A 13,412-nucleotide genomic window follows, 5' to 3' on the forward strand; every position below is an offset into this window, starting at 1 on the left:
ATATACCCATGACGAACACCATCAAACCCGGCCTCCAGGCGCCGCAGCCCCAGGTCCAGCTGCGCTCCCAGCACTCCGCCGCCGGCTCGGCCGGGTCCGCGCAAGGCGCGGGCACGGTGCGTCCAAGCGACGACAGCGTCAAGATCACCGACTCGGCCAAGGCGCTCGACGCCGCCAGCCGCGGCGAGGGCATCGATACGAAGCGCGTGGAGGAAATCCGCTCCCGCCTCGCCGATGGCACCTACAAGCCCGACGCCCAGGCCATCGCCAGCAAGTTTCTTGCGATGGAAGGCCAGATGGGCGGTGTCAAGGCATGAGCCGGCCGCTGGGCCAGGACTTCGATACGGCGCTCGCCGCCGTCATGGGCGAACTCGCCGGTGAGGTCGACGCCCTGCATGCCAGCCTGATCGACGAGCGCATGGCGCTCGACCAGGGCGATACCGTGGCACTCGAGACCGCGGGCCGGGCCAAGGGCAACCTGCTCGACCGCATCGAGAAGCTCGACGTCGAGCGCCGGCAGCTGAGCGAAGCCGCCGGTATCGACAGCCTCGGCGATCCGCGCTGGGCACCTGCGGTCGAACGCCTGCGCGAGTGCAGGAACATCAACGAGGTGAATGGCCGCATCGTCGGCCAACGGATGAGTCACGTGCGCCAGGCGCTCGCGGTCTTGACCGGCGAGACGCCAGGGGGCTCCACCTACGGCCCCAACGGCGTGGCGAAGGTGAAACTCCGTTCCGCGACGCTTGCACAGGTCTGACCGCCACGAAACAGCGACACTCCATCCCCCCACACGATGCAAGAAGTAGGCAATGGCAGTAACCCAGCTGACCGCAGTGAATGACGACGGCATCCTCCCCATCGTCCGCGTGCCGATCCTGGACAGGAAGCAATCGCTGTTCGCGTACGAGTTGTTGTTCCCACGCCCCATCGGCAGCGACATCGACGCCGCGGCACTCGCGCATACGCAGGCCACGCTGAGCGCCATCGCCGATGGCAGCCTGAAGCGCCTGGTGCGCGACAACCGCGCCTTCCTGCACATGTCGCGCGACCTGCTCCTGCAACACGCCGACATCCTGCGCCACAACGCCCGACTGGGTGCCAGCATCAGCGCCGACGTGGGTACCGACGAACAGCTCCTCGAGAAGCTGCGCGAGCTGAAGGGCCACGGCTGCCTGTTCATGCTCGAGGACTTCAACCTGCCCGCCGACCCGGAACACCGGGCCGGCGTGGACGCGCTGCTGCGCATCGTGCAGTTCGCCAAGGTGGCGGTGGATCATCGCCACCCGCTCGCGGCGCGCGCGCACATGGATTACGTCCATGCTTTCGGCGTCAAGGTGATCGTCACCGGCGTCGACACCCATGAAACCTTCGTCGACTATGCCGACCAGGAAGTCGACGGCTTCCAGGGCAAGTACCTGCTCCGTCCGGAGCGGGTCGACATGCCGCGGCTCACCCCGAGCAAGCTCGGCGTCCTGCGCCTGATGGGCGCCCTGCAGGATCCGGACAACGGGCCGGTGGAACTGGGCAAGATCATCCGCGACGACGCCATCCTCAGCTACAAGCTCCTGGGTTGCGTGAACTCCGCCTACTTCGCCCTGCCCCGCCAACTGAAGTCGGTGGAACAGGCGGCGGTGTTCTTCGGCGTGAACCGCATGCGCAACTGGATATTCACCATGGCCGTCTCCGGCATGGACGAACGTCCGCCGGAACTGCTGCGCCTCGCGCTCATCCGCGCGCACATGTGCGAGAAGCTCGCTCGCGCGGTGAAACCCGAACTCCAGGAAATGGCATTCACGGCCGGCCTGTTCTCGCTGCTCGACACACTGATGAACGTGTCGATGGCCTATGTGCTGGAGCACCTGCCGCTGGCCATCGAGATCCGCGAGGCGTTGCTCGACGGCACCGGTCCGTTCGCATCGATCCTCGACCAGATCCGTCACTGGGAACAGGGCGAACTGGAGAGCGACTCGGCGCTGCGCGAACAGCACGTGGCCGCCATGGCGACGATCTACGTCGAAGCCGCCGCCTGGGCCGACCACGTCTATTCGTTCGCCGACGGCACGGCCACCGCCGAAGCCTGAAGTACCTTGTAAGAGCCAGACCAGGCCCCTTGTGGGAGCCGGCTATGCCGGCGATCTCGCGCTGGCGGGCACGCTTGCCGCAAGCACCCATCGCCGCTGAAGCGGCGCCCACGCAAAGGCGCCTAAGGGGGCGCCGTGCGTTGTTGCACGCGCCAGATCGCCAACCCGGCGCCGAGCACCGCGAAGAGCAGCCACACGCTCGCCGACATCGCATCGCCCCCGAGCCACATGACGCCGGCCACTGCCGACACCACTATCACGCCGATACCGACGGAAAAAAGCAGGTCGCGGTCGAACCGGCTGTGGACGGCCAGGAACCAGGCGCCGGCGATCGCCAGCAGGAACGAAGCGAGGCGCACCAGCAGCACCGCCTGCGGTGGTTCGGGCAGCGCGGGCAGCACGTCGAGCAGGCTGCGCTCGCCGACCTGCACATCGAAACCGTTGCCGCCGTCGCGATCGGGCGCCGGCACCAGCGTGTCGCCGTCGATACGTGCCAGGACGGTCATCGGCTGAAGGGGAACGGCTTCCCAGCTGATGCGGAGGTCGCCGAGCCGTGGATTGACGGGTTTCACACTGGTGACCAGGGCATCGCCCGAGCGCTGGAACGTGGCGGCGAGGTTCGGCGGCAACGCTTTCTCGTCGGGCGGCACGGCAACGCGGCCAGGGAAGGCGCGCAGGATACGCTCGGAGAGCTTGAAGTTGCCCAGCTTCACCTGGCCCGCCTCGAACTCGCGCCCCTGGATAGGAAACGCGCCCGGGTTCACATGCCCTGCGGGCCTGGCGAAGTCCGATGCGTCGATCGGACGATCCACCCAGTCGAGTTCATAGTGCGTGGCACCGCCGACGGTGATCTCGCGCCACTGGAACATCTCCACGTGGCGGATGAGGATGGGTGCGTTGGCGCGTACGTTGAATTCGGAATCGTTCGGCGCGTCGACGATCAGCGGCATGCCGCTGACCCTCGTCAGTGCGCCGTACTGCCCCGCCGCGGGACGGCCACCGGCACCCAGGTCGAGAATCGGCGCGCCGTGACGCGTCATCGCGGCCGTGTAATCCATCACGCGGCGTTCGTTCCAGGCGATGAGCCCGAGGCCGACGAGCAGCAGTGCCGCACCGGCCAGCCGGGCGCTCCAGGCCACCCCCGTGTGCCGCGCGCCGTTCCTCATGCCGCCACCCGGGCATCGACGCCGGCCATGCGTTCCATCGCATCGACCGCGACGTAGCGGCCCTTGTCGTCCTTGGTCACGCCGGCCACGGCGCAACCGTGGTCGTGGGTGAAGAACAACCGGATGCCGCGGGCGATCTTGTCGTCGAGGAAGGCCTTCTTTTCGTCGATGAGCTTCTCCGGCCACCGGTCGTAACCCATCGTCACCGGCAGGTGCACCCAGGGCCGGCCGGGAATGAGGTCGGCACAGAACGCCACGCCGCCTACTTCGGCGAGCATCAGTCCCGGCGTATGGCCTTCGGAGAATGCGAAGCGCACCGCGTCGCCCAGCGACGACAGCCCGCCCTCTTCCACGAGTTCCAGCCGCCCGCTTTCTTCGAGCAGGCGCACGATGTCCGGAATGAACGAGGCACGGTCGCGCGGATGCGGATCGCGTGCGCGTCGCCAATGCGAGGCACCCACGATGAAGCGCGCCTTGGGAAACAGCAGGCGTGCCGGCTCGCCTTCGGCCCAGGGCGCCAGCAGCCCGCCGGCGTGGTCGAAATGCAGGTGCGACAGCACCACCGCGTCGATGTCCTCGTGTCCCAGGCCGGCCTCCGCCAGCGAGTCGAGCAGCACATGGCGGTCCTCGACCACGCCGTAGCGCTCGCGCATGGCCGGATCGAAGAACGCCCCGATGCCCGTTTCGAACAACACGTTACGCCCGTCCAGGCCGGTGACCAGCAGGCAGCGGCATGCCAACGGAATACGGTTCTGCGCGTCCGGCTCGATCCAGCGCGACCACATGGCGCGCGGCGCGTTGCCGAACATGGCGCCGCCGTCGAGCCGCTGGGAATTGCCGATCAGTGACCAGAGTTTCATGCCGCCAGCCTCACTGCACCTTGCCGAGGCCCGACGGACGGCGCGGATCGCTTGCCGCGTCCAGCGTGTTCGTCCGGTGGTCCCACGTAACGACGTTCATGAAGCCCCAAGGCGAGCGGTTACGCAAGACGTGACCCATGTCGGTGAGGGCCTTGGTCGTGGCCTCGTCGAACACACCGGGCTCCACGTCGACCCGGTCGGGCAGGTACTGGTGATGGAAGCGCTTCTGCGCCGTGATTTCCGACGCGCTCTTGCCGTCCACGAAGGCCAGGATGCCTTCGAGCACCTGGGTGATGATCGTGGAACCGCCGGGCGAACCGATCACCGCCGTGCGGTCGGCACCGAAGACGAAGCTCGGCGACATCGAGGACAGCATGCGCTTGCCCGGCTCCTGCGCATTCGCCAGCGCGCCGCGCAGGCCGAAGGCGTTCGGCTGCCCGGGCACCAGCGCGAAGTCGTCCATCTCGTCGTTGAGCACGACGCCGGTGCCCTTGGCGACGAAGGCCGAGCCGAACTCGAGGTTCACGGTAAGCGTGGAGGCCACCATGTTGCCGTCGGCGTCGATCACCGAGAAGTGCGTGGTGTGCATGCCCGGTTCCGGCGCCATCGCCGTCGGCAACAGGTCGGAGGGCGTGGCCTTGTCCGGGGAAATGGTCGCGCGCAGGCCGTCGGCGTAATACTTCGACAGGAGCATGTCGAGCGGCATCTTCACGAAGTCCGGATCGCCCAGGTATTCGTTGTGGTCGCGGAACGCGCGGCGCATCGATTCGATGGTGAGGTGCGCGGCATGCGCGGCATCGAGCTTCGTCAGGTCGTAGCCGGAGAGGATGTTGAGGATCTCGGCGATCGCGACGCCACCGGAAGACGGCGGCGGCGCCGTGACGATGCGATAGCCCTTGTAGTCCACGCGGAGCGGTTCGCGCTCCTTCACCTTGTAGGCTTCGAGGTCGGCAGCCGTCCAATTGCCGCCCGCGCTGCGCGAAGCGGACACCAGCAGCTTCGCCGTCTCGCCCTTGTAGAAGCCGTCGGCGCCGCCGGCGGCGATGCGTTCGAGCGTCCGGGCCAGTTCCGGCTGACGCAGCGTCCAACCCTCCGACGGCAGCTTGCCGCCGGGCAGGTAGATCGCCGCCGAGGCCGGATAGCGCGCGAGGGCGTCCATGCGGTCCTCGATGGCGCCGATGAAGCGCTTGTCGGGCCGGTAGCCTTCCTTCGCGATGCGAATCGCGGGCGCCAGCGACACGGACAGCGGCAGCTTGCCGTAGTGGGCGGCGATCCAGGCCAGTCCGGCCGGTTCGCCCGGAATGCCCGCCGAAAGCGGGCCGGTGGTGGACACGTCGCGGTTCGGCTTGCCGTCCTTGCCGACATAGACCTTCATGTCCACCGCTTTCGGCGCCGTCTCGCGCGCATCGATGAAGATGTCGCGCCGGTCGGAGGCACGATGCAGCAGGGCCAGGAAGCCACCGCCGATGCCGGAGCTCTGCTGCTCCACCACGGCCAGGGTGGACGCCACCGCGATGGCGGCGTCGAATGCGTTGCCGCCCTTGCCCAGGACCTCGAAGCCCGCATTCGTGGCGAGGTAATTGGCGCTGGCGATGGCGGCATGACCGGGGCCCTTGGGGGCTGCGGCCGGCGCTTCGAGCGCGGCGGCCTGGCCGGTACCGAGGACGAGAAGGAAGCTCGCGGCGAGCGCGCGCCACGACGGAGCACGAAGCATGGGAAACTCTCCGGAAGGGATATCTCTATCCCTGAGATTAACCCATGACGCGCGTGGAAGCGTGAGAACCCGCGGCCGTTAGGAGGCTTTCGCCATCAGGTGCTCGTACTTGAGCATCAGCTGTTCCCGGGTCTCGATCCGGTCGGGGTCGTGCGGGATGCACTCCACCGGGCAGACCTCGACGCACTGGGGGTTGTCGAAGTGGCCGACGCACTCCGTGCAGAGGTCGGGATCGATCACGTAATACTGCTCGCCGAGCGAGATGGCCTTGTTGGGGCACACAGGCTCGCAGACGTCGCAGTTGACGCAGGTGTCGAGGATCATCAAGGACATGCGGGCATTTTAGCACCCGCCGGGCCCTGCGCCACGGCAGGACCCGCCAGGGCGGCGAGGGAAACCGGCCTCGCCGCCTATTCGCTCCGTAGACTTCCGGCCGCTATAGCGGCTCCAACGATTACATCGCGACGAAGCGGAAGGTGGCGCCGCTCGGGGCCACCGCGTCGGCCACGCGCTGCTGGTCGGCCTGGTCGCCGATGAAGAGCACGATCACGTTCTTGAACGAGCCCGGGTTCGCGCCCTTGAAGGCCTCGACCATGAGATCGGCGGTCTTGGCCGACTCCGGGCCACCGAAGACGAGCATGTTGCCCGGGGTGACGCCGCGGGCAACGGTGCCCTGTACGTTCTCGAGCTGGCGGGCGCGGCCGTCCTGCCCGGCCTGGTCGTCACCGGCCGGCACGAAGTACGGGAATGGGCGGTCGGCCGTCATGCCCTGCATGTTCTTGCGCACGATCTGGCCGAAGTACTGGCTCCAGGCCTTGGTGTCGGCCGGGTTGGTCGGCTTCGCGACGGCCACTTCCTGCTGCGTGGCAGCCTGGTCGGTGTCTTCGGACTTGTTGCAGGCCGAGAGGGCCAGCGTGGCGGTCAGGGCCACGGACGCGGCGAGGATGAGCTTACGCATGATGATCACCTTTAGGTTAAGAGTTGCGCCAGCGTTGACGCATGGCCTGCTGCACCGCCGGATGCACGAATCCGGAAATGTCGCCACCGAGACGACCGATTTCGCGCACGAGCGAAGAGGAGATGAAGCTGTATTGTTCCGCCGGCGTCAGGAACAGCGTCTCGGCCTGGGGAATCAGGTGACGGTTCATGCTGGCAAGCTGGAACTCGTATTCGAAGTCCGATACCGCGCGCAGTCCGCGCAGGATCACCCCCGCGCCGATCTCCGTGACGAAGTGGGCGAGCAGGCAATCGAAGCCGCGTACTTCCACGTTCGGCAGGTCGGCCAGGGCCAGCCGCGCCAGCGCGATGCGCTCGCCGAGGCTGAACCCGGGACCCTTGCTCCGGCTTTCCGCCACGGCCACCACGATCCGATCGAACAGCGGCGCCGCGCGGGACACGAGGTCGGCATGACCGTTCGTGATGGGATCGAACGTGCCGGGATAGACGGCGAGACGTGGATTGGCCGGCAAAGGAGTCATGAACGGGCGGGTCGAGGAAACGCGGGCTAGCTTAACGGATCGGCCGGTGTGCGGCGATAGAGGGTGTAAGCGACATCCCCAGCCTGACCCTGGCGATGAGGAAGCCAGGTGTCGGGCAGCGCGAAGATTGCGCCACGCGGCGCCTCCACGTAGATCCATGCGCGCGGGGCCAGCCAACCGCCGTCCTCGAGGGCCCGCGCCGTATCGGTCCACGCATCGAGCGCGAACGGCGGATCCAGCAGGACGAGGTCGAAAGGCTGTGCGCGCCCGCGCAGCCAGCGCGTGGCATCGTCGCCCACGACCTCCGCGGCGACCTTCAGCCGGACGAGGTTCGCCTTCAGCGCCGCGACCAGGCGCGGTTCGCGCTCGACGAAGGTGACCGCCGCGGCGCCGCGCGACAGCGCCTCGAGGCCAAGCGCGCCGGTGCCGGCGAACAGGTCCAGGCAGCGGGCGCCTTCCACCACGGGCTGGAGCCAGTTGAACAGTGTTTCGCGCACACGGTCGGTCGTGGGCCGGAGTCCCGGCAGGTCGGGCACCTCGATCCGCGAATTGCGCAGGGATCCGCCGATGACGCGGATGCGGCCGGGAGCGGTCATCGCTCAGCGGCCAGTGAGGGCGAGGGTGATAGCATTCGCGTATTGTCTTTGAATCCCTCGCGCAATGCTCAAGTTCTGGAAGAAGAAGACCACCGAACCGGCGGCCATGGAGCCCGCGGTACCGGAAGACCGTGCCGACCGCATGGCCGATCCCGCCTCCGCCGAGGCCACCGCCGGCATCTCGGAGGCGCTGGCGGAAACGGCGCAGCCCGAGCCCGATGCGCCCGAGGTCGAGCCCGAGACCGAGGAGTCCGCCGTCGTCGAGGCCGCCCGCGAAGCGGAACAGCCGGCGCGGCGCGGCTGGCGCGAGCGCCTGTCCGGCAGCGGTTTTGCGAAGAGCCTCACGTCCCTCTTCGTCCGCCATCCGAAGCTCGACGACGACCTCCTCGACGAACTGGAAACCGCGCTGATCACCGCCGATGTGGGCGTCGAGGCCAGCTCGCGGCTGGTCGAGGACCTGCGCCGGCGCATGCACAAGCGCGAGTTCGCCGACGCCGGCGCCCTGCTCAAGGCCCTGCGCGCCGAGCTCGTCGCCCTCCTGAAGCCCGTCGAGCTGCCGCTCGATGTCTCCACCGCCACGCCTTTCGTGATCCTCACGGTGGGCATCAACGGCGTGGGCAAGACCACCACCATCGGCAAGCTCGCCCGGCGCTACGCCGACGAAGGCCGCAGCGTGATGCTCGCGGCGGGCGACACGTTCCGCGCGGCGGCGGTTGAGCAGTTGAAGACGTGGGGCGAGCGCAACAAGGTACCCGTGGTATCACAGGGCCAGGATGCCGACTCCGCCAGCGTGATCTTCGACGCGCTGCAGGCCTCGCGCTCGCGCGGCACCCAGGTGCTGATCGCGGACACGGCCGGCCGCCTGCACACGCAGGGCGGCCTGATGGACGAGCTGGGCAAGATCGGCCGTGTCATGAAGAAGCTCGACGCCAGCGCGCCGCACGAGGTGCTGATGGTGATCGACGGCACGACCGGGCAGAACGCGATCAGCCAGGTCCGCCAGTTCCGCGACACCGCCGGCGTCACCGGCCTCGTCGTCACGAAGCTCGATGGCACGGCCAAGGGCGGCGTGATGTTCGCGCTGGCCCGCGAGTTCGGTCTTCCCATCCGGTACGTGGGCCTTGGCGAGACGGCGACCGACCTGCGCGTGTTCGACGCCGAGGCTTTCGTGGATGGCCTGCTTCCGGCCAGCATCGGAAGCTGAGTGAGACGGCCGATGCAAGGATCGCGGCGATGACCCGCCCCCTGCGGATCGGGCTCTATGCCGGCGGCGGTCTCATCGTCGTCGTCCTGCTGGCGGCGTTCGTCGCCATGTACGTGCTGCTGCAACCGGAACGCTTCACGTCGCTCCTGCAATCGCGCGCCCGCGCCGTCGGGCTCGAACTCACCCTCGCCAATCCGGCCAGCCCCACCTTGTGGCCAAAGCCCGCGCTCGAACTCGAAGGCGTGAGCGTGCGCGCCAGCGGCGCCGGCACGCCCTTGTTGGCGGCCTCGCGCGGCAAACTCGTGCTGCCCTGGCACACCCTGATGGGAGGCGAGGCACGCATCTCGCGCCTCGAAGTGGAAGGCGCGCGCATCGACCTCGACGCGCTCGCGGCTTACCTCGATACCCTGCCCTCGCGTCCGTCGACCGCGGGCGCGATCCTGCCGGCGGTCGACGCGGGATTCCGCATCGAACGCGGCACCCTGCTGCGCGGCAATGAACTGCTGCTCTCCGACGTGGACATCGATGCGGGGCGGCTCGCGAATGGCCTTCCCTTCGCCGTCGCCCTCGCGGCCAGGACCGCGGACGGCACCTCCTACGCCCTGGAACTGGAGACGACACCCGTACTCGCGCGTGGCGTCCTCACGCTCGAAGACGCCGAACTGCGGCTCTCCAGCGAGCCGCGTTTCACCGCCAGCCTGCGCGGCGACGCCACCTGGCGCGGGGGCGCCGACGTGGGCGCCTCCCTCTCGGGGCGCGTGACGCGCCAGGCGGGCGCACCTTACGGGATGCTCCTCAAGATCACCCCGGCGAACCAGCGGGACCCGCTCTACGTGGCCCTGAAGCTCGACGGCGAGAACGACCGCACCGATATCCGGGTACCCCCGATCGGCTTCACCGAATGGTGGAGCGGCATCCAGTCCGGCGGTCCGCCCACGCTGCCGCCGCTGCTGGGCACGATCGAGGCGAAGACGCTCGACATCGGCAGCGTGCACATGAAGGGCCTGCGCATCCGCGCAACGCCGTCGGTACCCGCGGAAGCCGCTTCCACCGCGAGCGCGCCATGAACGTCTTCGCCCGCGAACTGCTGCGCTGGTACGACCACCACGGACGCAAGGACCTCCCCTGGCAGCATCCGCGCGACGCCTATCGGGTGTGGCTCTCGGAGATCATGCTGCAGCAGACACAGGTGGTCACCGTCGTCGGCTACTTCCAGCGCTTCGTGGAACGCCTGCCCACGCTCGCCTCGCTGGCCGCGGCCGACGAGGACACCGTGCTGGCCCTCTGGTCCGGCCTCGGTTATTACCGTCGCGCGCGCTTCCTGCACCGCGCGGCGCAGCTGTGCGTCGAGCGGCATGGCGGCGAACTGCCGCGCGAGCTCGACGCCCTGATGGCCCTCCCCGGCATCGGGCGATCCACGGCGGGCGCGATCCTCGCCCAGGCGCATGGGCTGCGCTTTCCGATCCTGGACGGCAACGTCAAGCGGGTGCTCTCTCGCTACCACGGCATCGCCGGATTCCCCGGCGAGAGCGCGATCGAGAAGCAACTCTGGCGCCACGCCGCCGAACACACCCCGGCCGAGCGTATCGCGGATTACACGCAGGCCATCATGGACCTCGGCGCCACCGTGTGCGTGCGGGCGAAGCCGCTCTGCCTTCTGTGTCCGCAGGCGGCAACCTGCGTCGCCCACCGCGACGGACTCACCGGCGTGCTGCCCACCGCGAAACCCGGGAAGAAGATTCCCACCCGCTCGCTCGCCATGTTGCTCCTGCGCGACGCGCGGGGCCGCGTGCTGCTCGAGAAGCGTGGGCCGCAGGGCGTCTGGTCGGGCCTGTGGAGCCTGCCTGAAGCGACGGATCCCGATGCGGCCGGCATGGTCGCCTCCGGCCTCGCGCGCATCGGCGAGGCCGACCCGCTCCCCGCCTTCACCCACGTCTTCAGCCATTACAGGCTGGACGTATCGCCCATCCTGTTCGACCATGCGGCCCCGCTCGCCACCGTGGCGGACCGCGACGACCGCCGCTGGTGCGATCGCGAGGAACTCGCCTCGCTCGGCCTGCCGGCCCCGGTGCGGACGCTGCTGGCCAATCTTCCGGAGATCGCCCCATGACCCGCACGGTCCATTGCATAAAACTCGGCCGCGAGGCCGAAGGCCTCGATTTCGCCCCCTGGCCGGGTGAGCTCGGCAAGCGCATCTACGATAACGTGTCCAAGGAAGCCTGGGCCGGGTGGCTCTCGCACCAGACCATGCTGATCAACGAGATGCGCCTCTCGCCGCTCGATCCGAAGACGCGCCAGTTCCTGAGCGGCGAAATGGAAAAGTATTTCTTCGGCGGCGATGTCGCCCAGCCCGCCGGATACGTCCCGCCCGAATCGGGCAAGTGATACTCAACTGGAGGAGTTCGTCGTGATCCGACCGATTTCGCTGTCCGTCGCCACACTGCTCGCCGTGGCCCTGCCGTCGTTCGCGTTCGCCCAGGCTGGCCTGAGCGGCATCCATCGCAGCGTCATGGCCCTCGACAAGAATTTCGACGTGGCGGACAAGAACCGCGACGGGAAGCTCAGCAAGGAGGAAGCCCAGGCCGGCCCGGTCGCCTTCATCGCCACGAACTTCGACGCCATCGACAAGAGCCACACCGGATTCGTGACCAAATCGGACGTCCATGCCTACATCGCGGCCATGCTGATGCGGTCGCAGCCGAAGCCCCCCGCCGGGACGCCCGAACAGCCTTGACGAACCTTTTCGACTCCGGTCTAATACGCGGCTCCACTCGCCGCAACGACCGTTGCAGGCACTTGTGGCTCGGTAGCTCAGTTGGTAGAGCAGGGGATTGAAAATCCCCGTGTCGGCGGTTCGATTCCGTCCCGAGCCACCATTTCCCAACTTCCCCTTTCACGGAAAATCGTGCATCTTCGTCGCGTCGCGCATTCATCTGCGCGCGTGCTGGCGCAAACATTCAGGGGAAGAAGTATGCGAATCGCTCTACTGGGCTTCGTAGCCGTTCTTTCGGCCGGTTGCGCCGGAACAAGACATATGACGCATCCCGAAGGCGACCAGGGCTACCTGGTGTCCTGCGACAGCGGCTCGCAGGACATGAGCGACTGCTACAACAAGGCCGCCGGCCTGTGCCACGGATCCTATGAAATCGTCGATCGCATCCAGGGGGCCCAGGTCAATTACAGCGCCAAGCCTTACACGCCGGCGCACGGCATCATGCCCAAGCGGGACATCATGATTCAGTGCCGCGGCTGAATCGCGAGCGCGCGTCAACCCATCGCGCTATATGGCCGCCGGCCGCGCGAGAACCATCCAGCCGCCCGACAACGTTTCCTTCAGTACCTCCACACGTCGCATGCGTCCTGTCGTCACCGAGGACGCGGAAGCGAGGGCGAATTCCACCGCCCTGCCCTCGGTCGGAAACAGATGCTTCGCACCGCCGGGCAGGACGACTCGCCACACCCGTTCGTTCATGCCGGGATAGAAGATGAAGATGCGGAACGGCCTGCCTTCGTCGTTCACGGGCGGCGCCTGCGGCGAAGTTCCGCCCTAACGTCCCAGGAGTGTTCACCGACGCATTTGACGGCGCTGCGCAATGCCAGCTCGCTGACGCCCAGAACGCGGGTCCAATAACGGATATCGGATCGAAGTGCCACGTTCACGCGTGTCAGGTCGGATGGCGCGGCAACGACAATCTCGCTGTTCATGGGTAGCCTCTGCTGGAGAGCCACCGTTACCACGAACCATGTTATGCGGGCGTAACAGCCCATGCCGAGAGGATCAGATCGTGACGTCCCTGCCCCTTTCGGCCTCGCATTTGCTCAATGCCGTCTCGAGCACCTGGCCTTCCCCGGGCAGACTCGCGTCGGCGGCATCGCTCAGCAAGACCCGCGCGCGATCCTCCATCGCCCTCACCAACCGATCGCGGGCATCCCGGCCGCACGGAGTGCGCGGCTTCCACGCGGACAGCTCCCTGGTGCGGCTGACCAGCCTGTCGAGGTAAGGACCACGCGAAGCCGGTGCGGCACCCCGGGCGTCGGCCAGCTGCGCGTGCCAGATGTTCAATTCGCCACGCAGGTCCGCCGTATCGGCCGCAAGCGCCTTCGCATCCCTGTCGCGCGCACGATGCGAGGCGGTGAAGGCCAGCATCGCCGTCGTCGCCGACGCGATGAAGGCCACCGCGACCACGACCAATACGATCTTGCGGCCATTCGCCGGTGCGGTGCACGCGCTCGGATCGTTCGTCATTCCAGCCTCCCGACCGCATGAACGCGGTCCGCGACCGTCGATGATAACCGCAGGGAAAGGCCAATTC

19 protein-coding genes and 1 tRNA gene are annotated in these 13,412 nt (G+C 67.7%); 10 read left to right on the forward strand and 10 right to left on the reverse strand.

Annotation, left to right across the window (positions count from 1 at the left end; translation table 11 throughout):
- The first annotated feature begins 8 nt into the window (after positions 1-8).
- The 3 genes from flgM to HBF32_RS15570 are packed head-to-tail and all read left to right on the forward strand — an operon-like array spanning position 9 to position 2,081.
- Positions 9-317: a flagellar biosynthesis anti-sigma factor FlgM gene (flgM, locus tag HBF32_RS15560; protein ID WP_166700702.1), complete on the forward strand. Its 309-nt coding sequence runs from the start codon at positions 9-11 to the stop codon at positions 315-317.
- Positions 314-757: a flagella synthesis protein FlgN gene (locus HBF32_RS15565; RefSeq protein WP_166700703.1), complete on the forward strand. Its 444-nt coding sequence runs from the start codon at positions 314-316 to the stop codon at positions 755-757. Before flgM ends, HBF32_RS15565 begins: the two co-directional genes overlap by 4 nt.
- Before the next feature lie 52 nt (positions 758-809).
- Positions 810-2,081: an EAL and HDOD domain-containing protein gene (locus tag HBF32_RS15570; RefSeq protein WP_166700704.1), complete on the forward strand. Its 1,272-nt coding sequence runs from the start codon at positions 810-812 to the stop codon at positions 2,079-2,081.
- Between the two features lie 122 nt (positions 2,082-2,203).
- Here HBF32_RS15570 and HBF32_RS15575 read toward each other — a convergent pair whose 3' ends face one another.
- From HBF32_RS15575 to rsmD, 7 genes are all read right to left on the reverse strand, one after another.
- A complete protein-coding gene (locus tag HBF32_RS15575) occupies positions 2,204-3,247 on the reverse strand; it encodes a TMEM43 family protein (protein WP_166700705.1) in 1,044 nt (347 codons plus the stop codon).
- Positions 3,244-4,107: an MBL fold metallo-hydrolase gene (locus HBF32_RS15580; protein ID WP_166700706.1), complete on the reverse strand. Its 864-nt coding sequence runs from the start codon at positions 4,105-4,107 to the stop codon at positions 3,244-3,246. The genes HBF32_RS15575 and HBF32_RS15580 overlap by 4 nt, the downstream gene beginning before the upstream one ends.
- A 10-nt stretch (positions 4,108-4,117) precedes the next feature.
- Complete coding sequence (ggt, locus tag HBF32_RS15585) at positions 4,118-5,821, reverse strand: gamma-glutamyltransferase (protein ID WP_166700707.1); 1,704 nt, start codon at positions 5,819-5,821, stop codon at positions 4,118-4,120.
- 78 nt (positions 5,822-5,899) lie between these two features.
- On the reverse strand, positions 5,900-6,154 hold the full coding sequence (locus HBF32_RS15590) for a YfhL family 4Fe-4S dicluster ferredoxin (protein ID WP_166700708.1): 255 nt from the start codon (positions 6,152-6,154) through the stop codon (positions 5,900-5,902).
- A gap of 121 nt (positions 6,155-6,275) precedes the next feature.
- A complete protein-coding gene (locus HBF32_RS15595) occupies positions 6,276-6,779 on the reverse strand; it encodes a hypothetical protein (protein ID WP_166700709.1) in 504 nt (167 codons plus the stop codon).
- 16 nt (positions 6,780-6,795) lie between these two features.
- Entirely contained in the window at positions 6,796-7,299 is a 504-nt protein-coding gene (coaD, locus tag HBF32_RS15600) for a pantetheine-phosphate adenylyltransferase (protein ID WP_166700710.1), read from the reverse strand.
- 26 nt (positions 7,300-7,325) lie between these two features.
- Positions 7,326-7,895, reverse strand: coding sequence for a 16S rRNA (guanine(966)-N(2))-methyltransferase RsmD (gene rsmD, locus HBF32_RS15605; protein WP_166700711.1), 570 nt, complete (start codon positions 7,893-7,895; stop codon positions 7,326-7,328).
- A 64-nt stretch (positions 7,896-7,959) separates the two neighbouring features.
- Between rsmD and ftsY the strand changes: the two genes are divergently transcribed.
- From ftsY to HBF32_RS15640, 7 genes are all read left to right on the forward strand, one after another.
- Complete coding sequence (ftsY, locus tag HBF32_RS15610; RefSeq protein ID WP_166700712.1) at positions 7,960-9,099, forward strand: signal recognition particle-docking protein FtsY; 1,140 nt, start codon at positions 7,960-7,962, stop codon at positions 9,097-9,099.
- A gap of 29 nt (positions 9,100-9,128) precedes the next feature.
- Positions 9,129-10,166 carry an AsmA family protein gene (locus tag HBF32_RS15615; protein ID WP_166700713.1) on the forward strand — a complete coding sequence of 346 codons (1,038 nt, stop codon included), beginning with the start codon at positions 9,129-9,131 and terminating at the stop codon, positions 10,164-10,166.
- A complete protein-coding gene (mutY, locus tag HBF32_RS15620) occupies positions 10,163-11,209 on the forward strand; it encodes an A/G-specific adenine glycosylase (protein ID WP_166700714.1) in 1,047 nt (348 codons plus the stop codon). The genes HBF32_RS15615 and mutY overlap by 4 nt, the downstream gene beginning before the upstream one ends.
- The gene (locus HBF32_RS15625) at positions 11,206-11,484 is read left to right on the forward strand and encodes an oxidative damage protection protein (RefSeq protein WP_166700715.1); all 279 of its coding nucleotides are present in this window, start codon (positions 11,206-11,208) and stop codon (positions 11,482-11,484) included. Before mutY ends, HBF32_RS15625 begins: the two co-directional genes overlap by 4 nt.
- A 22-nt stretch (positions 11,485-11,506) precedes the next feature.
- On the forward strand, positions 11,507-11,833 hold the full coding sequence (locus HBF32_RS19155; protein WP_338039812.1) for an EF-hand domain-containing protein: 327 nt from the start codon (positions 11,507-11,509) through the stop codon (positions 11,831-11,833).
- Positions 11,834-11,899: 66 nt separating this feature from the next.
- A tRNA-Phe gene (locus tag HBF32_RS15635) sits at positions 11,900-11,975 on the forward strand.
- 158 nt (positions 11,976-12,133) lie between these two features.
- Positions 12,134-12,352, forward strand: coding sequence for a hypothetical protein (locus tag HBF32_RS15640; protein ID WP_166700717.1), 219 nt, complete (start codon positions 12,134-12,136; stop codon positions 12,350-12,352).
- Positions 12,353-12,379: 27 nt separating this feature from the next.
- Here HBF32_RS15640 and HBF32_RS15645 read toward each other — a convergent pair whose 3' ends face one another.
- From HBF32_RS15645 to HBF32_RS15655, 3 genes are read right to left on the reverse strand one after another with little or no spacing between them, the layout of a single operon-like run.
- On the reverse strand, positions 12,380-12,619 hold the full coding sequence (locus tag HBF32_RS15645) for a hypothetical protein (protein WP_166700718.1): 240 nt from the start codon (positions 12,617-12,619) through the stop codon (positions 12,380-12,382).
- Complete coding sequence (locus HBF32_RS15650; protein ID WP_338039813.1) at positions 12,616-12,867, reverse strand: DUF3606 domain-containing protein; 252 nt, start codon at positions 12,865-12,867, stop codon at positions 12,616-12,618. Before HBF32_RS15650 ends, HBF32_RS15645 begins: the two co-directional genes overlap by 4 nt.
- Before the next feature lie 10 nt (positions 12,868-12,877).
- On the reverse strand, positions 12,878-13,345 hold the full coding sequence (locus HBF32_RS15655) for a hypothetical protein (RefSeq protein WP_166700720.1): 468 nt from the start codon (positions 13,343-13,345) through the stop codon (positions 12,878-12,880).
- Between the last annotated feature and the right edge of the window lie 67 nt (positions 13,346-13,412).

This window comes from Luteibacter yeojuensis (assembly GCF_011742875.1).
In the GTDB taxonomy this organism is placed as follows: domain Bacteria; phylum Pseudomonadota; class Gammaproteobacteria; order Xanthomonadales; family Rhodanobacteraceae; genus Luteibacter; species Luteibacter yeojuensis.

Bases quoted from the DNA above. Each gene is read 5' to 3' on its own strand.
- flgM (WP_166700702.1), top strand. From the start codon at position 9: ATGACGAACACCATCAAACCCGGCCTCCAGGCGCCGCAGCCCCAGGTC.
- HBF32_RS15565 (WP_166700703.1), top strand. From the start codon at position 314: ATGAGCCGGCCGCTGGGCCAGGACTTCGATACGGCGCTCGCCGCCGTC.
- HBF32_RS15570 (WP_166700704.1), top strand. From the start codon at position 810: ATGGCAGTAACCCAGCTGACCGCAGTGAATGACGACGGCATCCTCCCC.
- HBF32_RS15575 (WP_166700705.1), bottom strand. From the start codon at position 3,247: ATGAGGAACGGCGCGCGGCACACGGGGGTGGCCTGGAGCGCCCGGCTG.
- HBF32_RS15580 (WP_166700706.1), bottom strand. From the start codon at position 4,107: ATGAAACTCTGGTCACTGATCGGCAATTCCCAGCGGCTCGACGGCGGC.
- ggt (WP_166700707.1), bottom strand. From the start codon at position 5,821: ATGCTTCGTGCTCCGTCGTGGCGCGCGCTCGCCGCGAGCTTCCTTCTC.
- HBF32_RS15590 (WP_166700708.1), bottom strand. From the start codon at position 6,154: ATGTCCTTGATGATCCTCGACACCTGCGTCAACTGCGACGTCTGCGAG.
- HBF32_RS15595 (WP_166700709.1), bottom strand. From the start codon at position 6,779: ATGCGTAAGCTCATCCTCGCCGCGTCCGTGGCCCTGACCGCCACGCTG.
- coaD (WP_166700710.1), bottom strand. From the start codon at position 7,299: ATGACTCCTTTGCCGGCCAATCCACGTCTCGCCGTCTATCCCGGCACG.
- rsmD (WP_166700711.1), bottom strand. From the start codon at position 7,895: ATGACCGCTCCCGGCCGCATCCGCGTCATCGGCGGATCCCTGCGCAAT.
- ftsY (WP_166700712.1), top strand. From the start codon at position 7,960: ATGCTCAAGTTCTGGAAGAAGAAGACCACCGAACCGGCGGCCATGGAG.
- HBF32_RS15615 (WP_166700713.1), top strand. From the start codon at position 9,129: ATGACCCGCCCCCTGCGGATCGGGCTCTATGCCGGCGGCGGTCTCATC.
- mutY (WP_166700714.1), top strand. From the start codon at position 10,163: ATGAACGTCTTCGCCCGCGAACTGCTGCGCTGGTACGACCACCACGGA.
- HBF32_RS15625 (WP_166700715.1), top strand. From the start codon at position 11,206: ATGACCCGCACGGTCCATTGCATAAAACTCGGCCGCGAGGCCGAAGGC.
- HBF32_RS15640 (WP_166700717.1), top strand. From the start codon at position 12,134: ATGACGCATCCCGAAGGCGACCAGGGCTACCTGGTGTCCTGCGACAGC.
- HBF32_RS15650 (WP_338039813.1), bottom strand. From the start codon at position 12,867: ATGGGCTGTTACGCCCGCATAACATGGTTCGTGGTAACGGTGGCTCTC.
- HBF32_RS15655 (WP_166700720.1), bottom strand. From the start codon at position 13,345: ATGACGAACGATCCGAGCGCGTGCACCGCACCGGCGAATGGCCGCAAG.